At 46.5% G+C, this 23,107-nt stretch carries 21 protein-coding genes; 7 read left to right on the top strand and 14 right to left on the bottom strand.

Going from position 1 to position 23,107, the window contains the following annotated elements; genetic code table 11:
* From BCT34_RS24200 to puuE, 7 genes are all read right to left on the bottom strand, one after another.
* Entirely contained in the window at nucleotides 1-324 is a 324-nt protein-coding gene (locus tag BCT34_RS24200) for a hypothetical protein (RefSeq protein WP_131828348.1), read from the bottom strand.
* Between the two features lie 196 nt (nucleotides 325-520).
* The gene (locus BCT34_RS05670; RefSeq protein WP_076651033.1) at nucleotides 521-793 is read right to left on the bottom strand and encodes a DUF4282 domain-containing protein; all 273 of its coding nucleotides are present in this window, start codon (nucleotides 791-793) and stop codon (nucleotides 521-523) included.
* Between the two features lie 411 nt (nucleotides 794-1,204).
* Nucleotides 1,205-2,521, bottom strand: coding sequence for a urate hydroxylase PuuD (locus BCT34_RS05665; RefSeq protein ID WP_076651034.1), 1,317 nt, complete (start codon nucleotides 2,519-2,521; stop codon nucleotides 1,205-1,207).
* Between the two features lie 14 nt (nucleotides 2,522-2,535).
* Nucleotides 2,536-3,096 carry an ureidoglycolate lyase gene (locus BCT34_RS05660; RefSeq protein ID WP_076651035.1) on the bottom strand — a complete coding sequence of 187 codons (561 nt, stop codon included), beginning with the start codon at nucleotides 3,094-3,096 and terminating at the stop codon, nucleotides 2,536-2,538.
* A gap of 14 nt (nucleotides 3,097-3,110) precedes the next feature.
* On the bottom strand, nucleotides 3,111-4,097 hold the full coding sequence (alc, locus tag BCT34_RS05655; protein WP_017069066.1) for an allantoicase: 987 nt from the start codon (nucleotides 4,095-4,097) through the stop codon (nucleotides 3,111-3,113).
* A gap of 153 nt (nucleotides 4,098-4,250) precedes the next feature.
* Entirely contained in the window at nucleotides 4,251-4,766 is a 516-nt protein-coding gene (gene uraD, locus BCT34_RS05650; protein ID WP_076651036.1) for a 2-oxo-4-hydroxy-4-carboxy-5-ureidoimidazoline decarboxylase, read from the bottom strand.
* Nucleotides 4,767-4,788: 22 nt separating this feature from the next.
* Nucleotides 4,789-5,706 carry an allantoinase PuuE gene (puuE, locus tag BCT34_RS05645; protein ID WP_076651037.1) on the bottom strand — a complete coding sequence of 306 codons (918 nt, stop codon included), beginning with the start codon at nucleotides 5,704-5,706 and terminating at the stop codon, nucleotides 4,789-4,791.
* Between the two features lie 398 nt (nucleotides 5,707-6,104).
* Between puuE and uraH the strand changes: the two genes are divergently transcribed.
* From uraH to BCT34_RS05625, 4 genes are all read left to right on the top strand, one after another.
* The gene (uraH, locus tag BCT34_RS05640; RefSeq protein ID WP_017069064.1) at nucleotides 6,105-6,458 is read left to right on the top strand and encodes a hydroxyisourate hydrolase; all 354 of its coding nucleotides are present in this window, start codon (nucleotides 6,105-6,107) and stop codon (nucleotides 6,456-6,458) included.
* 252 nt (nucleotides 6,459-6,710) lie between these two features.
* Nucleotides 6,711-8,054 carry an NCS2 family permease gene (locus BCT34_RS05635; protein ID WP_076651038.1) on the top strand — a complete coding sequence of 448 codons (1,344 nt, stop codon included), beginning with the start codon at nucleotides 6,711-6,713 and terminating at the stop codon, nucleotides 8,052-8,054.
* A gap of 224 nt (nucleotides 8,055-8,278) precedes the next feature.
* Nucleotides 8,279-9,730, top strand: coding sequence for a nucleobase:cation symporter-2 family protein (locus BCT34_RS05630; RefSeq protein WP_076651039.1), 1,452 nt, complete (start codon nucleotides 8,279-8,281; stop codon nucleotides 9,728-9,730).
* A 160-nt stretch (nucleotides 9,731-9,890) separates the two neighbouring features.
* Nucleotides 9,891-11,252, top strand: coding sequence for an 8-oxoguanine deaminase (locus tag BCT34_RS05625; protein WP_076651040.1), 1,362 nt, complete (start codon nucleotides 9,891-9,893; stop codon nucleotides 11,250-11,252).
* 88 nt (nucleotides 11,253-11,340) lie between these two features.
* On the opposite strand, the gene BCT34_RS05620 is transcribed toward BCT34_RS05625, so the two are convergent.
* From BCT34_RS05620 to gcl, 6 genes are all read right to left on the bottom strand, one after another.
* Entirely contained in the window at nucleotides 11,341-12,777 is a 1,437-nt protein-coding gene (locus BCT34_RS05620; protein ID WP_076651041.1) for an amidohydrolase, read from the bottom strand.
* A gap of 259 nt (nucleotides 12,778-13,036) precedes the next feature.
* Entirely contained in the window at nucleotides 13,037-13,645 is a 609-nt protein-coding gene (locus BCT34_RS05615; RefSeq protein ID WP_076651042.1) for a TetR/AcrR family transcriptional regulator, read from the bottom strand.
* 163 nt (nucleotides 13,646-13,808) lie between these two features.
* Nucleotides 13,809-15,119, bottom strand: coding sequence for a glycerate kinase (locus BCT34_RS05610; RefSeq protein WP_076651043.1), 1,311 nt, complete (start codon nucleotides 15,117-15,119; stop codon nucleotides 13,809-13,811).
* Nucleotides 15,120-15,377: 258 nt separating this feature from the next.
* Entirely contained in the window at nucleotides 15,378-16,274 is an 897-nt protein-coding gene (locus tag BCT34_RS05605; protein WP_076651044.1) for a 2-hydroxy-3-oxopropionate reductase, read from the bottom strand.
* Nucleotides 16,275-16,311: 37 nt separating this feature from the next.
* Entirely contained in the window at nucleotides 16,312-17,088 is a 777-nt protein-coding gene (gene hyi, locus BCT34_RS05600) for a hydroxypyruvate isomerase (RefSeq protein WP_076651045.1), read from the bottom strand.
* 115 nt (nucleotides 17,089-17,203) lie between these two features.
* Nucleotides 17,204-18,976: a glyoxylate carboligase gene (gene gcl, locus BCT34_RS05595; RefSeq protein WP_076651046.1), complete on the bottom strand. Its 1,773-nt coding sequence runs from the start codon at nucleotides 18,974-18,976 to the stop codon at nucleotides 17,204-17,206.
* A gap of 314 nt (nucleotides 18,977-19,290) precedes the next feature.
* Here gcl and aceB point away from each other — a divergent pair, with 314 nt between their 5' ends.
* Nucleotides 19,291-20,916 carry a malate synthase A gene (aceB, locus tag BCT34_RS05590; protein WP_076651047.1) on the top strand — a complete coding sequence of 542 codons (1,626 nt, stop codon included), beginning with the start codon at nucleotides 19,291-19,293 and terminating at the stop codon, nucleotides 20,914-20,916.
* A gap of 101 nt (nucleotides 20,917-21,017) precedes the next feature.
* The gene (locus tag BCT34_RS05585; protein ID WP_008220964.1) at nucleotides 21,018-21,458 is read left to right on the top strand and encodes a heme-binding protein; all 441 of its coding nucleotides are present in this window, start codon (nucleotides 21,018-21,020) and stop codon (nucleotides 21,456-21,458) included.
* 87 nt (nucleotides 21,459-21,545) lie between these two features.
* Here the strand turns inward: BCT34_RS05585 and BCT34_RS05580 are convergent, their stop codons facing one another.
* Nucleotides 21,546-22,028: a MarR family transcriptional regulator gene (locus tag BCT34_RS05580; RefSeq protein ID WP_017054932.1), complete on the bottom strand. Its 483-nt coding sequence runs from the start codon at nucleotides 22,026-22,028 to the stop codon at nucleotides 21,546-21,548.
* Between the two features lie 124 nt (nucleotides 22,029-22,152).
* Here BCT34_RS05580 and BCT34_RS05575 point away from each other — a divergent pair, with 124 nt between their 5' ends.
* On the top strand, nucleotides 22,153-23,046 hold the full coding sequence (locus tag BCT34_RS05575) for a DMT family transporter (RefSeq protein ID WP_076651048.1): 894 nt from the start codon (nucleotides 22,153-22,155) through the stop codon (nucleotides 23,044-23,046).
* Nucleotides 23,047-23,107 lie beyond the last annotated feature (61 nt).

Here is a 23,107-nt window from a genome sequence, read left to right as displayed (position 1 = left end):
CTACATATGCATACAGTCTTTCAAACGAACGCCGTACATCTCATTTAGATCGCTACAATATTTTGGTATACGCTTTTGAGAAAGCACTCGGTATTCCTCAAGTTCATCGATGGGTTCATATGATGAAACATGTTCTTCAACTTCATTCTCCGTTTCAGTCCTTGGTAAAATTAAAGGTGTAGTTGGGTTATTACAGACCACGCTTTCACAAATGGTATCTTGGGAATGGTTAAACTCTTCTGCATCCAAAAAATCAGAGGTCGTTGCAAGAGTAATAGGGGTTAGAAGTAAAAGATTAAGAGGAAGATAGTTGGTAAATCTCAAATTGTTCATCACTTAAATTAATAATAAAAACCAAGTGATAATTATTATCAATATAGAGGGCAATGTATAGACTTTACTGACAGGTCAGAGGTTTGATAAATATCTGAACCTCCGAATGAAATATTAGGAGAAGGGGGGACCGTAACAGTATGTTAGACAGCTAACATCGAAATGTTAGCTGCCACGCATCTGAATACTAGGCTTCAGTCTCGTCTTTTAAGTCCTTTAGAGACTGCAGGTTTTCATTAATTTTGAAGATAACTATCATCAATTCACACCAAATTCTCGCACCTATAGCGCCGCCTAATATCGTAAACGCACCAAGAATAAACTTCTCAAATGTTACGCCTCCATACCCTCCAAACATGGTTGCTAGTCCTGAAACTACAGCGATTAGCAACAACAACCAATATAGGCCTGTGACTAACTTAGGAGTTAACATTGAGTCGAACGAAAAAACTGATTTCATTACTATATTTCCTTATTTTTTATGAAATTTATACTTGGGTATCTGACTAGTTCTTTGTGAAGTTTCGCAATCAAAAGCTTTGAATTTCAACAAGCTTTCCTTTCAGAACATACACATACCAAACATACAGCCAAAATTTCATGACCAACAACAATTTATATGCAACTCAGTGTGTTATGTAGCGCAAATATCGAACTTACTTCGGTGGATTCATAAAATTCTAGAATATGCATACTAATAAACTCTCTAATATGTCTTTCTCCAAAAACAAAAAAAGCCCCGGTTATAGGAACCGGGGAAACAGGGTGGGATGAGTTTGGCGCGTGCCCGTAAACCAAACTCTCCCCAAGCCTCACCTAAGACTCATGCTCTTAGGTAAAGGATGCTGAGTACTGTTATTGAAAAGTACGGTTATTGAAGCGTCGCGCCTTGCTCTACCCAAGTACCGATGAGTGCACGCTCTTCATCAGTCATTTGAGTCATATTGCCGAGCGGCATCACCTTGGTTGTTACGGTTTGAGCAACAATCCTTGGTACGTTGGCTTTAATCTCTTCTGGGGTATCAAACATCACACCACCTGGCGCAGCAGCAAAAGCAGCATGGCTAGGGGTTGATGAGTGACACACAGAACAGCGCTCTTGAATGACTTTGTTGATGGTTTCAAAGCTGACGCCTGCGCTCGCAGATTGCGTTGCGTGTGCTGGAGCCTGTTGAGCATCAGTCGTTGTCGAAGCGGTACTGTTCGCAGCAAGTTCTTCTGGAGCCGATTCTGTCGCGCTCACTTGCACTTCTTGAACCACTGGCACTTTCACAACCGGAGTCATCTGTTTTTTCGCGTAAGGTGAGGTAACAAACGCGAGAGTAATCATACCCAATGCCGCTACTGGCACAGTCCATGCAAACTTCTGACTGCCATGGCGGGTGTTGAAGTAATGACGAACCAAGATACTGAAGACCGCGAGGCCAGCAAGAATCAACCAGTTATATTCCGAACCATAAGTGCTTGGGAAGTGGTTACTGATCATAATGAACAGCACTGGCAGTGTCATGTAGTTGTTGTGACGAGAGCGCAGTAAACCTTTCGCTGGCAATGTCGGATCCGGTTCGCGTTTCTCTTCAATCGCTTTCACCAAGTTACGCTGCGCCGGCATGATAACGCGGAATACGTTACCCACCATGATGGTACCAATGATGGCACCCACGTGGATGTAAGCACCACGGCCACTGAACACTTGGGTTAGGCCATATGTCGCAGCAACGAGCAGCACAAACAGCACAACGCCAAGCAACACGGGGGTTTTACCTAATGGTGAGTCACACAGTAAGTCGTAGATAAACCAACCGGCAACGAATGAACCAATACCAATCGCGATTGCGGTGGTTGAATCAAGGCCAGAGCCCGGTGCAATCAGGTAGATTTCAGCGTTAAGGTAGTAAACCACACCCAGTAGACACACACCGGTGATCCACGTGAAGTAGGCTTCCCACTTGAACCAGTGCAGGTGCTCTGGCATTTCTGGTGGCGCAAGTTTGTACTTCTCTAGATGATAAATACCACCGCCGTGAATTGCCCATAAGTCGCCTGAAAGGCCCGTTTTTGGGTTTACTCGATTAAGGTTGTTCTCTAACCAAACAAAGTAAAATGATGCGCCTATCCACGCAACACCAACAATCATGTGAATCCAGCGAATCGCTAAATTCAACCACTCTGTAATATGCGGATCCATAATAAACTCCTGTATCACAACGCTTTAGCTAAGCGTTGCTCTTCCTTGTTGTCTTCCGTTGGCAAGTCTTCCAAATGCAATGCCACTCGATCGTTCTCGAAATAAACTTCATCACAGTTATGTCCTTCTCCGCCTCTATCGACAATCAAGAACTGGTCTTGATCGGTGAGCGCGAGAACTGGGTGATGCCACACCCCTTTGTGATAGTTCACTCCTTGACGGCCGTTGCTCAAGAAAGCTCGGCTATTGGCTAACGTTGGGTTATCGCCTTTTGGTGCAACAACAATTAAATAGGGTTGACCAAGTAATGGAACGAATGCCTGAGAGCCAAGTGTATGACGCTCTAACATTTTGATGGTCAGTGGGTAGTTCAACGGTGTGGCCTGGAAGATGCTGATGATCGCTTCTCCGTCTTGGTCTTGCACATCCGTTGTCGCTAGCTTGTGGTAACGACGTGTTGATCCACTGTTGATCATGAAGAAATCACTATTATCGGACTCGACAACATCGCCAAACTCTGCAAAAGCCTGCTTGGTTAACGGTTCGATGGATAAACGACGTATTCCATTACTCATACTCATTTCCTTACCTATTTCGCTTTCGTACCAAATAGACGCAAACGGCTGATACCACCATCTGGGAATATGTTTGCACGTACGTGGGTAATCGCACCAAGGTCGTTTACCTCAGAAATGAATTCGTGAATCTCGTGTGCTTGCAGCTTTTGTGCTGGCAAGAGTTCACGCCAGAATAGGCTTTGTGTTTCCACTTGATCGTCGGTACCACCTTTCACGTAAGCCGCTTGGATTGAGCAGCTGTCTGGGTAGTTACCTTTGAAGTGTGCCGTATCCACAACGATACGTTCGATATTACCTGGGTGGCCTAATGCCACGATTACCCAGTCGTTACCCGGTGTACGACGACGTGCTGTTTCCCAGCCATCACCCATGTTTTCACCGCGGCCTGGGCCTAAGATGTTGGCTTTATTGCCGTAGTGCTCATCGCTACATGCGAGTGCTCGGCCACCGTGTTCAACGGCTGCTAGGTCGACTTGTTGTTGAGAATCTATTGCGTCCCAATCTACACTTGGTCGGCCATAAACACGTAGGCGTGCGACACCGCCGTCTGGGTAGATGTTCAAACGTAGGTGCGTAAATACTTGGTCACTTTCGATGTCTTCAAGATGATGATGATCACCTTGTAGTGCCATTGAAGGCAGAATTTCTTGCCACTCTGTTGAATCTGTTGGCTCACCTTGTGGTGAATAACACGCGTCAATTGATGCCGAAGGTGGGAAGTTACCTGTGAAGAATGAGGTATCAATATCAACGCCAGCAATGGTGCCCGCTAGGCCAAGGCGAACGACACAGTAGTCGTAACCTTCGCCGCGTTTGCGTCTGCTTTCCCAGCCGTCCATCCACTTGCCGTTGTCGTCGTATAAGTCGTCTTTCCACTCTGGCGCTGCGTGGCTGAGTAGACGGCTTTTATCTGCGAAAAAATCGTCGGTTGCAAAGATAGCTTCTGCGCCGAGTTTTTCGTCTGCAAGGTTTATGTACTGTTCAAATTTATGGGTCATGTCCGTGTAATCCTATGAAATTAATCAAGTAATAATAAAATGAGAACTTAGTGGCTCGGGCTTTATTCAATAAGGCTTTGGTAAATAAGTCTCTGATAAATCAAACCTTTAGCGCACTAAGACTGGGCTGAGATAGCTGTTAACTCCGTTAACTTACATATCCCAGAGACGAAACATCGCGATCTTGTTGATCTCTTGAATCGCCATAGCAAACTCAGTTTCACTATCATTTCCTAATCGCATCTCGAACGACTCAAGAATTTGGTAACGATTGGCTCCCTTCACCGCCATGATAAAAGGGAAATTGAAGCGACTTTTGTAGCTGTTGTTGTAAGAAGTGAATTTTTCAAATTCTTCGGCGCTGCACTGATCGATGCCCGCCCCCGCTTGTTCTTTGGTCGACGACTCAGTGAGCTCGCCATTTACTGCAGCTCGACCGGCTAAATCCGGGTGAGCGTTGATCAAAGCCAACTGTTTACCTTGCTCGGCATTTAACAAGGTCGATGCCATTTTCAGATGAAGGTTCTCGATATGATCGTCTTCGGCATTCAAACCTTGGTCATACACCGCCTCAGCAACCCACGGGCTGTGTTCGTAAACATCAGCGAAGTGCGCGACAAAGGTATCGCGGCTCATGGTTGTTGGTTGGCAAGATCGAAATTCAGTCACGTTAAGCCTCCTTGCTTCACTGTTATTTGTTCGGTTGATAAGGGTGATGCTGGTGCCAATGGTTGGCAATATCGATTCGACGACATAACCACACGCTGTCGTGCTGTTTTACGTAATCTAAGAAACGTCTTAATGCAGCAATACGACCGGGGCGACCAATAAGACGACAATGCAGCCCAACCGACATCATTTTCGGTGCGGTTTCGCCTTCCATATAGAGGGTGTCAAACGTGTCTTTTAGATATTGGAAGAACTGCTCACCCGAGTTGAAACCTTGCGCGGTTGAGAAGCGCATATCGTTTACATCAAGTGTGTAAGGGATCACCAGTTGTGGATGACCGGTTTCGGTGTGCCAATAAGGCAGGTCATCGTCATAGGCATCTGAGTCGTAAAGGAAGCCACCTTCTTCTGCAACTAAACGACGAGTATTTGGCCCCGTTCGACCTGTGTACCAACCTTGCGGGCGCTGACCCGTCACTTGTTGGATGATCTCAATCGCTTTGGTCATGTGGTCGCGCTCTTCAGACTCATCAATGTATTGATAGTCAATCCAGCGATAACCGTGACTACAGATTTCGTGGCCCGCTTCGACCATGGCTTTCGCTACGTCTGGGTGACGCTCAATCGCCATAGCGACCGCAAACACAGTCAGTGGGATTTCATATTCATCGAACAAACGAAGAACACGCCACACACCTACACGGCTACCATATTCATAGATGGATTCCATGCTGATGTGACGTTCGCCTTTGATCGGCTGTGCTGACGGGATCTCTGAGAGGAAAGCTTCAGACTCGTCGTCTCCATGTAACAAACAACGCTCACCGCCCTCTTCATAGTTCAATACAAAAGAAACCGCGACGCGCGCATTACCTGGCCATTGAGGGTTTGGAGGGTTAGCTCCGTAACCGATCAAATTTCTTGAATAATCCTTATTCATCCAAGTACTCCTAACATAAGTGGTTGGCTTAGCCGCTCTTTAACTGAGTCACCAAATGGATTCTCGATAAACAAAGCAACCTTACCCCTGTACATTTATTGTATACAATTATTTATCTCAATGTAAAGATTTTGTTATTCAAGTTAAATTCGCGCACTGCATTTATTTAAAAACAATAAGTTAACAAAACACAAGCTCACCAAAAAACGAGAATCAAGATCTATAAAGTCAGAAAAAACGACACAATGGTTAACATTTTTCCAACAATTTGCTTTACTAATTGTGTACAGTTCGTACATAGTTAGTGATAACAAAGTGACCAGTTGCATTCTTTGCAAGGTCGAAGCAGACAGATAAACCACGGAACAGAGGAGCGCCAAAAGCGCTATTAAAGGACTATGGGAAGACTAACAACACACGTATTAGACACGACTCACGGCTTACCGGGTGCAGAGATCAAGGTAGAGCTTTATAAGGTCAATGAAGACTCAACAGAAAAGCTGGCGACGGTAATCACGAACTCCGATGGCCGAACCGATGCGCCGATTCTGGCAGGGAATGATTTCCGACCAGGGAAATATCAATTGGTGTTCTACGTTGCGGATTATTACAAAAGCAAAGGTGTGGAATTGGATGGTGTGCCTTTCCTAGACGATGTGGTGATTCGTTTCGGCTTGGATGATCCCGATGCGCACTACCATGTTCCGCTTTTAGTCTCACCATACAGTTTCTCGACTTATCGGGGCAGTTAGTCCCGACGCTTAGAATCCCGATCTAGGCTCAATCACCCAATAATAAACAGATTCATGCGTGATGTGTGCATCCCAACAGGTGTGCACTCACTAAACACGCTCATATAAAAATACTAACAACGTTATTAGTTAGAAGTTGATGACTAGAGAACAGATAACTAGATAAATAACGGCTAGGAAAAACCTTAAAACTTAATATTGAAATCTCGCTGTATTCAATAAATGGATCACAACATAAAAGGACTTGCTGACATGAGTGAGAGTAAAACAGAAATACTCAACCAAGATGCGAACAACGGAATTTTAGAGAAGTTTTTTAAAATTAAGGCCCACGGAAGTAGCGTAAAAAATGAGTTAGTCGGTGGTGTCACCACCTTCGCAACCATGGCTTATATCATCTTCGTTAACCCACAGATCATGGCTGCTTCAGGCATGGATTCAGGCGCGGTATTCGTCGCAACCTGCATTGGTGCTGCAATCGGCTGTTTGTTAATGGGGCTATTTGCGAACTGGCCTGTCGGACTTGCGCCGGGCATGGGCTTGAACGCCTTCTTCTCGTTCACAGTAGTAAGCGAAATGGGCTACAGCTGGGAAGTCGCGCTAGGTGCGGTGTTTATCTCCGGTATCTTGTTCGTCGGGATGAGCTTCTACAAAGTCCGCCAATGGATCATCGAGAGTATTCCTGAGAGCTTGCGCTATTCCATGACTGCAGGCGTTGGTTTGTTCTTAGGTCTAATTGGCTTAAAAACAGCAGGCATCGTCGTCGAAAACCCAGCAACTTTGGTATCACTAGGTGACTTCACTAAACCAGAAGCACTACTGGCTGCTATCGCATTCTTGATTATTGCGGTTCTCAGTGAGCGTAAAGTGTTTGGCGCGGTGCTTATCGGTATTTTGAGTGTAACGCTTGTCGGCATGATGCTTGGCTTAGTGCATTACAACGGCTTCTTCGCAGCACCACCAAGCTTAGCGCCTACGTTCCTAAAAATGGACATTATGGGTGCGCTTGATGTTTCGATGATCAGCGTTATCTTGGCTTTCCTTTTTGTAAACATGTTCGATACCGCAGGTACTTTGATGGGCGTGGCAGAGCGCGCAAACCTAACTAATCCTGAAACGGGCAAAATTGAAGGTCTGAGCAAAGCGCTGAAAGCCGACAGTATTTCAAGTGTGGCAGGTGCGTGTGTGGGTTGTCCGCCAGTAACCAGTTACGTAGAAAGTGCAGCGGGCGTTGCAGCAGGTGCACGAACTGGCCTATCTGCGATTGTGGTTGGTGTGTTGTTCTTAGCGGCGATTTTCCTATCTCCACTTGCAGGCATGATCCCAGCTTACGCAACCTCTGGCGCATTGATTTACGTGGCATTCGTAATGATGAGCAGCATGCAGCACGTGGACTGGAAAGACTTCACCAACGGTGCTCCTGCAGCTATTACAGCGTTAATGATGCCACTGACGTTCTCTATCGCGAATGGTATCGCTCTGGGTTTCATTACCTACACAGTGCTGAAACTGGCGACAGGTAAAACAAAAGACGTATCAATTTCGATGTACTTCCTAGCGGCTATCTTCATCGCCAAGCTAGTGTTCATCGGTTAACCCTATAGCTCCTGAGCAGTCATTTCTTGATTGCTCACAACGTTGCTTGGCTCGTTCGCAAGCCAAGCAACACATGATTTTTAAGAAAGCTAATTGCATTGATGACGAGAGAGCATAACCCCTACCGATTCAGTGCACCTTTTTTATGACCCTACGCAGTTTGTAGAAGTCATTATTTGACCGCCAATCGCCTGTAAACGGAAACGCAGGCAGAGGAATATCAAATGAAACTTCTGTACACCCTTAATGAAAGACCGCCTCATGGGCTAACCCTCCTACTCGCTCTGCAACACATGCTCGCCTCGATTGGTGGCATCGTCGCTGTTCCCCTTATTGTCGGCGCCTCCATCGGCCTACCTAACACAGAGATCGTCTCGCTGATCAATGCTGCGCTATTGGCATCCGGTATTGTGACCGTCGCTCAATGTCTTGGTTTCGGCCCTGTTGGTATTCGACTGCCCGTTGTGATGGGTTCGAGCTTTGCCTTTTTAGGTGTGGCCATTTCAATCGGTAACGAAGGTGGTGTTGCTGCCATTATGGGCTCAGCGCTTATCGGCTCATTCGTGGTAATTGGGGCCAGTTTCTACATGGACAAGGTTCGAAAGCTGTTCCCGACCGTGGTAAGTGGTGTGGTGGTTACCCTAATCGGCTTAACCATTTTACCGGTTGCCATGAACTGGGTTGGCGATTCCCCTGCAAACACCGAACAATTCGCCACGCTACCTAAGCTGTTTCTCGCACTGGTCTCTTTGGGGATAGTGATTGGCGTATCGGTTTATTGTAAAGGCGCAGTTGCGGCTTCCGCTATCGTGATTGGCCTAGCAGGCGGTTACATTGTGGCGCTGTCGCTCGGCATGGTCGACCTTGAACAAATCAGCTCTGCGGCTTGGGTTGGCGGACCTGAACCTTTCAAATATGGCTTTACCTTTTCTGCTAGTGCCATCATCAGCATGAGCTTGGTGTACATAGTGGTTATCGCTGAAGCAACCGGTGACTTCATGGCGCTTGGCAACAACTGCCAAACCCAAGTATCCGGCAAAGACTTAAAACGTGGTCTTCTAGGCGATGGCCTTGGTAGCACACTCTCTTCTATTCTCACCGCGATGCCATTGGCGTCATTCAGTCAAAACGTCGGTATTGTGGGTATCACTGGTGTAGCAAGTCGCTATGTAGTAGCTACAACAGGTGGTTTACTAATTTTAGGTGGTTTATTCCCGAAATTAGCTGCTATTGCCGTCACGATTCCGAAACCTGTTTTGGGTGGTGTGGGCTTTGTGATGTTCGGAATGATTGCTTACGCGGGTATCCGCATGTTGATCAAAGCCGCAGACACCAAACGAAATGCCTTGGTAATCTGTGTAGGTTTGGCGTCTGGTTTGGCCGTCACTTTCGAACCACGATTGCTGCAACACTTGCCACATGATTTGGCGAATTTCCTTCACTCTGGCATTACAACAGGAACCATCATGACGGTTCTGCTAAACCTTGTGTTGCCGAAATCTTCACGAGCAGAAGAGCAAGAAGCGTTAGCCGAGAGCCAAGCGCAAGTTGAGTTAGAAATGAAAGAACAAGCTGAAGAAGAACGACACTCACACGAGCAGCTAGAGATTCAACAAGCAACAACAAAAGCTGACGCCCAAACGGCACCAGAAAATCCTGAGCCAAAAGCGAACTAGATGAATCGCTAACGAGCGTAAAACCGATTTCCGTAGAATCACGGGTGTAACGAGAACACTGAATGTTTCATCACCCTTGATTCGAATTTATCTTTCACTACAAATACCAAATAAAGACCCTCTTCCCTGAAAAGGCTGAGATGGCTAAGGACTACTATGAATGGAAACCATCTGGATTAAGAATCCTCTCGCAATCTACACTGGCTCGAATGCTGATGCAGAAGGCGGAATTGTCATTAAAGGTAATAAAATCATTGAGCTGGTTGGCAAATACAAAGAGCCGACCTTTCCCATAGATTACAGCGTCGACGCCTCTCGTCATGTTGTGACTCCAGGGCTTATCAATGCGCACCACCACTTCTATCAAACCCTAACGCGTGCCTACCCCGGCGCACTCAATAAAGAACTCTTCCATTGGCTACAAAGCCTCTACCCTGTTTGGGCGAATCTCGATTCGGAGATGATGAGCCTTGCTACAGAGTTGGCGCTGGTTGAGCTTATGATGTCGGGTTGTACCACTGCCTCTGATCACCATTACTTGTTACCTAATGGGCTTGAGCACGCTATTGATTTGCAAGTCGAGGCCGCAGAGAAGCTGGGCGTTAGAGCAATATTCACTCGCGGCTCAATGAGCTTAGGGGAAGATGAAGGTGGGCTACCTCCAAGACACACCATTCAAACCGAACAGACCATCATAGATGACAGCCAACGCTTGATTCGTGATTACCACCAGCGTAATGAAGGGGCGATGGTTCAAATCGCGCTTGCGCCTTGTTCGCCGTTCTCTGTCACCACCGATCTGATGAAGGAAACCGCTAAGATAAGTGAGCGTGAGAACGTAATGATGCACACGCACTTATGTGAAACACTGGATGAAGAAGACTTCTGTATCGAGAAGTTTGGCCTACGCCCTGTCGACTACCTAGAAGATGTGGGCTGGCTGAATGAACGCACTTGGCTCGCCCATGGTATTCAATTCAACCCAAAAGAGATTAGGCGCTTGGGTAAAGCTGGCATTGGTATCAGCCACTGCCCGACCTCCAATATGATGTTGGCTTCCGGTATTTGTAAGAACAACGACCTTGAAGCGGCTGGCGTTAAGGTCGGACTGGGTGTTGATGGTTCAGCTTCAAACGATGGCTCAAATATGATTGCCGAAGTACGCATGGCGCTGTATTTACAACGCTTACAATATGGCTCTGCCAATGTTTCTCACTTTGATGCATTGCGCTGGGCGACATCAGGCTCTGCAGCTGCGATGGGCAGAACCGACATTGGTACGCTAGAGGTTGGCAAGCAAGCCGACATCGCAATGTTCAAACTCGATGACATTCGCTTTTCTGGCAGCCACGATCCACTGGCAGCACTATTGCTCTGCGGCGCTCAACAAGCAGATAAGGTAATGGTTGCAGGTAAGTGGCGAGTTAACGATGGCGCTTTGATTGGCGTAGACATGGAACAACTAATGCACCGTCACCACGCTGCTGCAATGAAGCTAGGTAAGCTGGCGATGAATAATTAGATAAGCTCTATCTAAACTGGAAAAACACAGAAGGCCGACGTGATGTCGGCCTTGTTCATTCAGTTCGATTTTAGAAGCCGTTTATGTCTTAATCCATCAAACTCTTCGACTTAATCGCCTTCTTAGAAAGCTCTTTAGCAAACTCGGTAATGTCTGCTTCGAACTCATCGACGCTTTGGCGGATTTCATCCAGTTGAACGGTTTGCATCACTCGATTTTCCATTACGATTTGGCCGTTAACAATCGTAGTGTCGATGTTGCTTGGATTCGCTTGGTAAACTAATGTCGCATATGGGTCGTAGCTTGGCATCATGTTCGCCGATTGTGTCTCTACAATCACGATATCCGCTTTCTTACCCGCTTCAAGAGAACCGATTTGGTCTTCCATGTGTAAGGCTTTTGCGCCACCTAATGTCGCCATCTCAATCACTTGTTCAGGAATCATGATGGTACGGTCAGAATGCTTTAAACGTTGCATGTTGGCTGCGTAGCTTAGAGTACGCATGATATCGACTTGGTTAGAGCTCATTGGGCCGTCTGTTCCCAAGCCGATTCGCATATCAGCACGGTACATCTCCCACGCAGGTGCAATGCCTGTCGCCCCTTTGGCGTTCGCCATTGGATTGTATGAGATACCCGCATCAGCTTGTTTCAATAGCTTTTGGTCGTTCTCTGAAAGGTGGATACCGTGAGCAATCACTACGCGCTCGTCCAGTACTCCAATTTCATCCATGTATTCGACTGGCGACGTTGCCTTAGTTTCGTCTTTGATGCGCTTTTCTTCATTCGGGAATTCAGCAACGTGAATCAACACAGGCACATCGTATTGAGCAGAGAGTTTGTTGATTTCTTGCAGCTTGTCTTTGCTCACTGTGTACACCGCATGTGGCGCATAAGCGGGTGTAATCAGCTCATCGTTTTGATACTGCTCGATAAAACCTTTGGCATATTCAATTCCGCCATAAGGTTCTTTGGCATCAACCACTGGGAACTTAATCACGGTTTCACCCAGCACGGCACGCAGGCCGACTTCTTTGGTCGCCTTGGCCATTTCGTCCATGTGGTAATACATGTCGGCATAAGTGGTTACACCGCTTTGTGCCAGTTCGATGCTGCCTAGCTTGGTTGCGTTATAAATCAGTTCACGGCTTAGCTTTTCGGCTTCGAGTGGAAAGAAATAAGCGAACAAGCGGTTTGAAATACCCTCTTCGCCTAAGCCACGAAACGCAATCATAGGAAGGTGGTTATGAGCATTAACCATGCCTGGCATAACAATCCCATCTTGAGCATCAATCACCTTTTCAGCTCGGTATTGAGTAATCAAGTCCTCATTACCCACTGCGATGATCTGGTCATTTTTCACGACAACAACACCATCTTCAATCACATCCATTTCAGAATTGATCGTCAGGACTTGTCCGTTAGTGATAATCAGATCGGCGTTGTATGTTTGAGTTGCTACTGTCGAACCACAGCCTGCCAGTAGAACTGCGCTGATGGTGCATGCCAAGCTTTTAAGCGTCATTGCTAAACCTATATGTTGTGCGTGTAATGTTGTTGGTCGCTTCACCTAGGATTCTGAGTTATTCAGAAGAATAAGTGCCGCTAATTTTTGCGACACTATACCCTTATCTTTAAATAAAATGGCATACCTAATCGAGCCAAGTTCAAGTTAAATGAGTTATTGCACAACAGGTCACAAAAGAGGCTCTGTGCTTATAATCACTCACTTGCACAAACAAAAAAGCCTGCACTCACACACCTGAATAAACGTTCAAACAATATTAGCTTTTGACACCACAGCCTTTAATCACCAACTGAGTGATGAACTCCGCGGCTTCTTCGTAGTCTTTGTCATCGAGCTTATCTTTCTGCATCACGCTGCAAATCTGCCAACCAAAATCGGCGTAGGTTTGGGTGGCTGCCCAGATGGTAAACATCAGGTGGTGTGCAGGAACGTCATCCATTAAGCCTTGTGCTGACCACGTTGAGAACTTATCAATAATCATCTGTGATTGCTTATACAGCTCGTCACCAATCTCTTTCGGCAGCACTTTCGCGCCCGACATAACTTCATTGGCAAATACTTTAGAGGCATGTGGATGGTCACGAGAAATAATCAGTTTGGTTTGAATATATTGAGATAAAGCTTCAACAGGATCGCTCAGATCTTCAATCGGACGAGATGCTTCTAGCAAGGGCTGAGTGACGGTTTCAAGCACTGCGTTGTAGAGCTTATCTTTAGAGCTGAAATAATAGAATACGTTAGGTTTGGGAATGTCGGCCGCTTTTGCGATGTCAGCCATTTTTGTTGCGGCATAACCATGAGTGGCGAATTGTTCACACGCGACTTCGATGATTAAATCTTGATTCTTTTGTCTGATCCTAGACATATTGCATCCTTTACAGCTCGTTACTGAAATCATAGTAATCAACGTGCTTCATTAGTCCAGAAGATAATTTCAGAACTCAAGGTCACAGCATTGATAACAATAAAATGGTCGCTCTATTTGTTAAGAAGCGACCATTCCATACCGTGCTTTTGAACTGTTCAAATTAAAGGATCAATATCGCTCTGAAGTCATTCACATTAGTGAGCGTCGGCCCCGTAGTAAGAAGCACATCGACTTGCTTGAAGAAATCGTAGCTGTTGTTGGCATCGAGATAGTCTTGCGCTTTAAGCGACAGGCTCGAACCTTGTTGCCATGTTTGAGGTGTGATCCACGCACCTGCATTGTCTTCCACACCATCAATTCCATCGGTATCGGCAGCCAGAGCGAAGATGTTGTCTTGGCCTTTGAGCTCGTTATACAAGCTTAAAAGGAACTCACAATTGCGCCCACCACGCCCATTGCCTTTAACGGTTACTGTTGTTTCGCCACCAGAAAGCAGTACACAAGGGGTCTCGAATGGATGCTTATTATTAGCGACTTGTTTGGCCAATGCAGCGTGAACTTTCGCGACTTCTCTCGCCTCTCCCTCAATGCAATCACTCAGCACATGCGCAGGAATGCCTAAACCTTCGGCCTCTGCGGCGGCAGCTTCTAACGCAGACATTGGGGTTGCGATGATATGATGCTCGGCGTTTTTCCAACAAACGTCATCTGGCTTAACGGTCTCTGATTCTGGATTATTCAACCATTCAAATGCCGAGTGTGGTGTTTCTATTTGGTAGCGTTCCAAGATTGCCATCGCATCAAAACGTGTAGTGGTGTCGGGTACGGTTGGGCCCGATGCAATCACACTGATGTCATCACCCGGTACATCCGAAATCGCCAATGACACCACTCTTGCTGGATAAGCTGCTTTGGCAAGTCGGCCGCCCTTTATCGAAGATAGATGCTTGCGAACACAGTTCATCTCATCAATGGCGGCACCCGACTTAAGCAGCGCCTTATTGATTTGTTGCTTCTCTGCCAAGCTAATATCGCCACCAGGTAGACTAAGTAATGCAGAGCCACCTCCAGACAGTAGACATATCACGGTATCATCTTCACTGAGGTTACTCACCAATTCCAGCATCCGATGACTGACTTCAAGTCCCATCGCATCCGGAACTGGGTGGGCTGCTTCAATCACTTCAATGTGTTCGCAAGGGGTGGTGTGTTCATAGCGAGTCACCACCAAACCTTCAAGGTCACGTAGCGCAAGGTCTTGCTGTTTCTTGGCTTGCCATACAGCTTCCAATTCAGCGGCCATCGATGCTGCCGCTTTCCCTGCCCCGATAACGACAGTTCGCCCAGCTTGATTTGCCGAGCGATAGAATATGTCTTGAGGAAGAAAAGGTTCGATGTGATTTTGGGGTAGCGCCTGATTTACAGCACTTGAGAAAAGGGTTTGCAGAAACTGCTTAGCATCAATGTCCATCAGCCACTCCTTAGTTGACGGAGGAAAAAAGAACCCCAATACAAGGCGAAAGGGTGCCTGCTAAGATCAAGTTGGAAAGGAACAACTTCAACCTTTGCCTCGTACCGGGAACGCGTATAAAAGGAGACGAAACTACGCGATTTATAAACAAATTGTTTGAAACTGGGGGCTAACTTATTGATGTTAGCCCTGATTCATTGGTTTTGGTTTCAGCAGAAACGACAACACCAATGTATCAGACGGATTACTCGTTAAGGATTAGCGAATTGAGTGATCAGAACGTTTCTCTATCGCTTGGATAAGCGCAGAGTGGTCCCAGCCTTCACCGCCCATCTCGGCACACTCACCAAACAACTCTTGAGCATTAGCCGTATTCGGCAGTGCAACCCCAAGCTCTTGTGCGCCCGTTAGCGCTAGGTTGAGATCTTTCTGATGGAGCGAGATTCTAAAGCCTGGGTCAAAGGTGCCTTCAACCATTCGCTCACCATGCACTTCAAGGATCTTAGAGTTGGCAAAGCCGCCTAATAGCGCCTGACGAACTCGCGCAGGATCAGCACCGGCTTTTGATGCAAACACCAGTGCTTCAGAGACCGCTTCAATGTTCAGTGCAACGATGATCTGGTTAGCCACTTTACACGTTTGGCCTGCACCGTTATCACCTACCAGCGTGATGTTCTTACCCATGATTTCAAACAGTGGGCGTGCTTTATCAAAAGCATCTTGCTCACCGCCCACCATGATGGTTAGCGCGGCATTGATCGCGCCCACTTCACCACCAGAAACTGGAGCATCTAAGTATGAAGCACCGCCTTCATTAATACGTGCAGCAATGGCTTTGGTCGCGATTGGCGAGATTGAACTCATATCGATAACTAGCTTGCCCGTTGCACCACCTGCAGTAAGACCTTGCTCGACACCGTTATCACCAAACAGGACGTCTTCCACTTGAGGCGTGTTTGGCACCATAAGAATAATGACATCCGCCTGTTCCGCGGCTTCGGCTGGGGAATGACAAACCGTTGCGCCTGCTGCAACCAACTCGGCAGGAGCAGCGTTGAAATGATCCGACAGAATCAAATCGTGACCCGCTTTTTGAAGGTTACTCGCCATAGGTTTACCCATGATGCCAGTTCCGATAAATGCAATTTTAGACATGTTGTTCTCCTTAACGTTTGAGGGTTACCAGGCACAATTAACGGTACTGGTTTAGCCAACCAAGGCCTTTTGTCGTTGTCGTTTTCGGTTTGTATTCGCAGCCAACCCAGCCTTGATAGCCAAGCTCATCAAGGTAGTTCAGTACGAATGGATAATTGATTTCTCCGGTACCCGGCTCATGTCGACCCGGGTTATCAGCCAGCTGCACGTGAGCGATTTGGCCAATGTTCTGCTGCATGGTTGGCGTAAGGTCGCCTTCCATAATCTGCATGTGATAGATATCGTATTGGATAGAAAGGTTATCGCTTGCCACCTCTTTAATGATGGTTTTCGCTTGCTCCGTGGTGTTCAAGAAAAAGCCCGGAATATCGCGCGTGTTAATCGCTTCAATCACTAGGCTAATGCCTTCGGCAGCCAGAGCATTTGCGGCGTAGTGAAGGTTAATCACAAAGGTTGCCTGAGCGTCTTGCAGAGTGACACCTTGTGGGACAATGCCCGCTAAGCAATTCACCTGTTTACAACCAAGTTTCTTGGCGTAGGCTATCGCTTTAGGTACGCCCGCTTGAAACTCTTCAACGCGTGCTGGGTCAACCGCGATACCACGGTCGCCAGCGTCCCAATCCCCGGCAGGCAAGTTAAATAGCACTTGCTCTAGATTATTAGCGTCAAGCTTTTGTTTAATCTCATCCGCATCAAAGGCGTATGGGAAAAGGTATTCGACACCTTGAAAACCTGCCTCTGCGGCGGCTTCAAAACGGTCCATAAAATCAACTTCCGTGAATAACATTGACAAGTTTGCTGCAAATTTTGCCATGACTCTGTCCTTATTCTTTACTTTTGAAAATCTGGTTATTTGTAGTAAAGCCTCGCGCTATTGGAGGCTTTCCGTAGAGCTCAATCTCGCTCTACGGATACACATTACTTCGTGATTACTTGTACGCTAGCGCGGTTGGTGCATCGCTGCTGCTTTCCGCAAGCGGTTCAAATTCATTTATGGCGTTGATCTCTACGCCCATAGAGATATTGGTCACGCGCTCCAAAATCAGCTCAACCACCACAGGCACTTTGTGCTTGTTCATTAGCTCTTTAGCTTGCTCAAACGCTGCTGCAATTTGGTCTGGTTCGCGAACACGAATCGCCTTACAACCAAGGCCTTCAACAACAGCAACATGGTCAACACCGTAGCCTTCAAGCTCTGGCGCATTCTGATTATCGAACGCCAGTTGTACACAATAATCGATATCAAATTGGCGCTGCGCTTGGCGAATCAAACCAAGGTAGGAGTTATTCACGAGCACATGGATATATGGCAGGTTGAATTGAGCACCTACTGCCAGCTCTTCAATCATAAATTGGAAGTCGTAGTCACCAGAGATAGCAACGATATCGCGACTCGGATCGGCTGCTCGAACACCCAATGCGGCAGGTGTTGTCCAACCAAGCGGGCCTGCTTGACCACAGTTGATCCAATGTCGAGGCTTATAAACATGCAGAAACTGCGCGGCAGCAATTTGCGACAAGCCAATGGTACTCACATAACAAGTGTCACGACCAAATGCCTTGTTCATCTCTTCATAAACACGCATCGGTTTCATTGGTGCTTCATCGAAATTGGTTTTACGTAGCATGGTCGATTTACGTTCCTGACACTCGCTTGCCCAAGCATTTCGATTTGGTAGTTTGCCAGTATCACGCCACTCTTGTGCAACCTCAACCATTAGCTCAAGTGCTGATTTTGCATCTGAAACAATGCCTAAATCAGGGCAAAACACGCGGCCAATTTGGGTTGGTTCAATATCGACATGAACAAACTTACGACCTTCAGTGTATACATCGACAGAGCCGGTATGACGGTTAGCCCAGCGATTACCAACGCCAAACACAAAGTCAGAGTTCAACATGGTCTCATTACCGTAACGGTGAGAGGTTTGTAGCCCAACCATGCCTGCCATTAGCTCATGATCATCTGGGATAGAGCCCCATCCCATCAAGGTTGGAATCACCGGTACACCTGTGATTTCAGCAAACTGCTGTAGCAGCTCAGATGCACCTGCGTTGATCACACCACCACCGGATACAATCAGCGGTTTTTCAGCTTGTGCCATCATTGTTAATGCTTTCTCAACCTGAGCACGTGTTGCTTGTGGCTTGTAAGGTTCAAGTGGCTCATAGGTATCAATATCGAACTCAATCTCAGCCAACTGTACATCTAGAGGTAGGTCAATCAGCACTGGGCCGGGACGTCCAGAACGCATCAAATGAAAGGCTTTTTGAAATGCGCGTGGCACTTGTGCAGGTTCCAGTACCGTGGTTGCCCACTTGGTCACTGGCTTGGCGATAGATTCAATGTCGACCGCTTGGAAATCTTCTTTATGAAGGCGAGCACGCGGAGCCTGACCAGTGATACATAGGATAGGGATCGAGTCAGCCGATGCCGAATAAAGACCTGTGATCATGTCCGTTCCTGCCGGGCCAGAAGTACCAATACACACACCAATATTATCTTGATTAGTTCGTGTGTAGCCTTCAGCCATATGAGAGGCACCCTCTACATGTCGAGCTAAGACGTGGTCGATCCCTCCAAGCTTTTTCATCGCTGCGTACATTGGGTTTATCGCTGCGCCGGGAACACCAAATGCGATGTCTACTCCTTCACGTTTAAGCACTTCTACCGCTGCTTCAATCGCTTTCATAATTGCCATTCGAACCTCCAGTTCAGATTGTATACAATTAAACTAACTTTTGTGTACTATGAATCATCCTCAGCATTTATCAAGCCCAATTTGAAACAATTTTGTTACATCAACCTATCCTACTGAACAGCAATAAAGCCTGAAAAGCTTACAATTCATTGCTTTACATGAAATATCTTTACGTAAAAATAAATCACAAAAAGATCAAATGATAAATAAATGTTAAATACCATTTGCTTGTTTACAATTTCTACAATATAAATACCGTTAAAAAGAACATTTTGTATACAAAATGACATCGTATTGTGTAAAGGAGACAAGCAGTGATGAATGACGTGAAAGAAAGAGAAGAAACACTGTGTATGCAGGTACTTGGGAATATGGACAACCCCAAGTACAAAGAGATCTTGTCTAAAGATGCATTGAAGTTCTTAGAAGCTATCATTAAAAAGTTTGGAGATCGCCGTCATGCCCTGCTAAATGATCGCGACACAAAACAAGCGCAATATGATGACGGTGAGCTACCTAATTTTAGAAAGGACACCGTCTCTATTCGTCAGAATAAAGAGTGGAAAGTCGCAACACCGCCACCAGAGCTACTAGATCGCCGCGTAGAGATCACAGGTCCTATCGAGAGAAAGATGGTGATCAACGCATTAAACTCAGGTGCGAAAGTCTTCATGTGCTGTTTTGAAGATGCGTCTTCTCCTACTTGGGCCAATATGGTCGAAGGGCAAATCAACCTAAGAGATGCCAACCTTGGCACCATTAGTTATTTCGATGAGAAGAAGCAGAAGCGTTACCAATTAAACGACGACCCTGCACTGCTGATCGCACGCCCACGAGGGATCCACCTTCCTGAGCAATCCATCCAATTCAACAATCAGCCTATCGGCGGTTGCTTGATGGACTTCGCTTTGTACTTTTTCCATAACTATCAATCACGAGCACAAAAAGATTTAGGTGTTTATTACTACATTCCAAAACTTGAAAGCATGGAAGAGGCGCAGTGGTGGGACGATATTTTCAGCTTCACCGAAAGCTATTTCCAAGTACCAAAAGGCACTATTCGCGCGACAGTATTGATTGAAACGCTTCCTGCTGTATTCCAGATGGAAGAGATTTTGTATGCCATGCGTGATCATATCGTAGCGATGAACTGCGGCCGCTGGGACTACATCTTCAGCTACATCAAAACGCTGAAAAATCACAAAGATCGTATCCTGCCAGACCGTCACGGGATCGGCATGGATCAAGAGTTCCTAAACGCTTACAGCCAGCTGCTGGTTCGTACTTGTCACGCTCGAGGAGCACTGGCGATGGGGGGTATGTCGGCCTTCATTCCAGCAAAAGATCCACAAGAGATGGCACGTGTTACCGCCAAGGTTATTGAAGACAAACAAAGAGAATCGCAAAACGGTCACGATGGCACATGGGTCGCGCACCCTGCCCTAGTTGATTTAGCAATGTCGATCTTCGACAAGCACCTTGATGGCAAAGTAAATCAAATGAATTTCCAAAGCCCTGAACACACCATCAATGCCGACACCTTACTTAAACCATGTGAAGGCAGCCGCGACGAAACAGGGGTGCGCAAGAATATACGCATTGCGCTGTATTACATCGAAGCTTGGATCCAAGGCTACGGCTGTGTACCTATCTACGGACTGATGGAAGATGCCGCCACCGCAGAGATCTCAAGAGCCAATATCTGGCAGTGGATCCACCACGGGGTAACACTCGATGATGGCCAAACCTTTACCAAATCACTATTCCACTCTTGGCTTTACCAAGAGCTAGACACAATAAAACATGAAGTCGGAGACTCGCGCTATGCAGCAGGTCGATTTGAAGAGACGGCTGATCTTTTCTATCAACTTTCTACAGCCGAAGAGTTCGCTGCCTTCCTCACTTTACCCAGCTATGGGCTATTACAAGAGTCCAGTTAGGACTCTTGTACCGAGCTGAATCAGTCAATGATTATTCACAACAGAGTAGTGATTGGCTGGCTTAGCTTGGTACACGGCCCCTTGAAAAACTAGGAGATAACATGGGAAGTTTGACTCTACAACAAGCGTTAACCATCATCGATGGCACCTTAAAAGCAGGAAACAAGATCCACACAGAACCTTTGACGGTCGCCGTCTTAGACAGCGGTGGCAAGCTGATTTCTCTGCAACGTCAAGACGGCTCTAGCATGATGCGACCAGACATCGCGATCGCTAAAGCGTGGGGGGCACTCGCACTGGGTTGTTCCTCTAGAAAACTCGCCCAAGATGCTGACAACCGACCAGCATTCATCTCCGCCGTAAACGTGCTCGCACACGGAAACATGGTGCCAGTTCCAGGGGGGCTACTGATTCGAGACAAGGATAAAACGGTACTCGGTGCCATTGGTGTCAGCGGTGACATATCTGACATCGATGAAAGCTGCGCCATCAACGGAATTGGTTGCGCAGAACTGTTTAGCGACGAGATGCTGCAAGCTTAAGTCCAATAATTTACGGGATTTACAAAAGAAAAAACCGAAGCTATTAGGCTTCGGTTTTTTAATGAATCTAAAGAAAAATCAGCAAAACTATTCGTAAGCACTCAGCCACGTTTTCAGGAGTTGGTTAGTGTTCTTCTTCTGACTCGCAGACAGGGATTTAACGAGCTTCTTCTGCATTTCAACATGCTCAGTCATCATTTGGTCAATCAGAATGAGACCATCTTTGGTTAGCTGAACACTCACACTGCGTCTGTCTTCTTTGCTGTGCTCACGACTGATCAGCCCTTTAGCTTCCAATTTATCAAGGCGATTGGTCATCGCACCAGATGTCAGCATCATCGAGCCGATCAGTTCAGATGGCGTCAGTCGGTAGGGTTTTCCAGAACGTCGCAAGGTGGCTAATACATCAAACTCACCCAGCTTCATGTCGTATTTTTTATGAAGCTCGGCAACTTGCGTCTCCATATACTTGGCAATACGCATAATTCGGCCCATCATTGCCATAGGCTCAGTTTCTAATTCGGGCTTTTCCTTTGCCCATTGCTCTACAACGCGGTCGATAGCATCCATTTGCAATCTAGCTCCGTGATTAGTCTTGTTTACTTCAAACTAGTTTAACATAAAGATACTTTACAACCACTAGTTCTCAGTATACAGTTCACACAATAGTTATCTTAACGTAAAGATATTTTAAATGAACATATTATTAGCAATGATCCCCGCGTTCTTTTGGGGAACAACCTATGCAGTGACGCAATTTACGCTACAGGAGTGGCCACCATTATTATTAGGTGCTTTGCGTGCGTTACCTGCTGGTTTGTTATTGCTAGCGGTAAAACCAACGCTGCCTAAAAAAGGCGAATGGCAGATCATTTTCACACTGGGCCTTATCAATATCGCGACCTTCTTTGGCTTGATCTTCGTAATGGCGCTAACGCTGCCTTCAGCGATTTCTGGCGTGGGTATGATCTCTGTGCCTGTATTTGCGATGATCTTTCACTGGGTAGTGAAAAAGCAGCGCCCGCACTTGATTCAAGCCTTGTCTGGTATTGGCTTAATCACCTTAGCCTGGATACTGTTCGACCCAAGTCAGATCGCTTTAAGCCCAATAGGCTTAGGTGCCATGTTCGCCGCAATTATGTGTATCGTTATCGGCAGTAGCATTACCAAATCATTGGGTAATCGCATGCACTGGTGGAAGGTACTCACATGGCAACTCATTCTGGGCGGTACGATTTTGTCTGTCGCGTCTGGCATTCATGCCTTCATCGACCCGCAGCCTTATGTTAACGCCGTGACTCATTTCGATACTCGTAATGCAATGGGGCTAGTGTGGGTGATTGGCCTAAACACAGCGCTGGGATACGGTATGTACGTGTGGTTACTGCAACGTATGTCAGTGGTTGATTTTACCTTCGGTGGTATTGCAAACCCAGTAGCCGGTATCGTGACAGGTATGGTATTGATGGGTGAATCATTTACAGCAGTCCAATATTCATTGATGACAGGCATGATCGTGATGTCACTGCTACCACAACTTATTCTGGCAGTAAGACAGTCCAAACAAGTTAAGCCTATTACGCAGTAGATACAGTCTCTTGACTCATTGATAAAAAACGCGCCTCATTTAAGGTAATGCCGATCGTTTA

The sequence above is a fragment of the Vibrio sp. 10N.261.45.E2 genome, assembly GCF_002875705.1.
Taxonomy (GTDB): Bacteria; Pseudomonadota; Gammaproteobacteria; order Enterobacterales; family Vibrionaceae; genus Vibrio.
This window is presented reverse-complemented; position numbering and strand designations above follow the sequence as displayed.

Coding starts and splice junctions, on each gene's coding strand:
- BCT34_RS05670 (WP_076651033.1), bottom strand. CDS start 793: ATGAAATCAGTTTTTTCGTTCGACTCAATGTTAACTCCTAAGTTAGTC.
- BCT34_RS05665 (WP_076651034.1), bottom strand. CDS start 2,521: ATGGATCCGCATATTACAGAGTGGTTGAATTTAGCGATTCGCTGGATT.
- BCT34_RS05660 (WP_076651035.1), bottom strand. CDS start 3,096: ATGAGTAATGGAATACGTCGTTTATCCATCGAACCGTTAACCAAGCAG.
- alc (WP_017069066.1), bottom strand. CDS start 4,097: ATGACCCATAAATTTGAACAGTACATAAACCTTGCAGACGAAAAACTC.
- puuE (WP_076651037.1), bottom strand. CDS start 5,706: ATGAATAAGGATTATTCAAGAAATTTGATCGGTTACGGAGCTAACCCT.
- uraH (WP_017069064.1), top strand. CDS start 6,105: ATGGGAAGACTAACAACACACGTATTAGACACGACTCACGGCTTACCG.
- BCT34_RS05635 (WP_076651038.1), top strand. CDS start 6,711: ATGAGTGAGAGTAAAACAGAAATACTCAACCAAGATGCGAACAACGGA.
- BCT34_RS05630 (WP_076651039.1), top strand. CDS start 8,279: ATGAAACTTCTGTACACCCTTAATGAAAGACCGCCTCATGGGCTAACC.
- BCT34_RS05625 (WP_076651040.1), top strand. CDS start 9,891: ATGGAAACCATCTGGATTAAGAATCCTCTCGCAATCTACACTGGCTCG.
- BCT34_RS05620 (WP_076651041.1), bottom strand. CDS start 12,777: ATGACGCTTAAAAGCTTGGCATGCACCATCAGCGCAGTTCTACTGGCA.
- BCT34_RS05615 (WP_076651042.1), bottom strand. CDS start 13,645: ATGTCTAGGATCAGACAAAAGAATCAAGATTTAATCATCGAAGTCGCG.
- BCT34_RS05610 (WP_076651043.1), bottom strand. CDS start 15,119: ATGGACATTGATGCTAAGCAGTTTCTGCAAACCCTTTTCTCAAGTGCT.
- BCT34_RS05605 (WP_076651044.1), bottom strand. CDS start 16,274: ATGTCTAAAATTGCATTTATCGGAACTGGCATCATGGGTAAACCTATG.
- hyi (WP_076651045.1), bottom strand. CDS start 17,088: ATGGCAAAATTTGCAGCAAACTTGTCAATGTTATTCACGGAAGTTGAT.
- gcl (WP_076651046.1), bottom strand. CDS start 18,976: ATGGCAATTATGAAAGCGATTGAAGCAGCGGTAGAAGTGCTTAAACGT.
- BCT34_RS05585 (WP_008220964.1), top strand. CDS start 21,018: ATGGGAAGTTTGACTCTACAACAAGCGTTAACCATCATCGATGGCACC.
- BCT34_RS05580 (WP_017054932.1), bottom strand. CDS start 22,028: ATGGATGCTATCGACCGCGTTGTAGAGCAATGGGCAAAGGAAAAGCCC.
- BCT34_RS05575 (WP_076651048.1), top strand. CDS start 22,153: ATGAACATATTATTAGCAATGATCCCCGCGTTCTTTTGGGGAACAACC.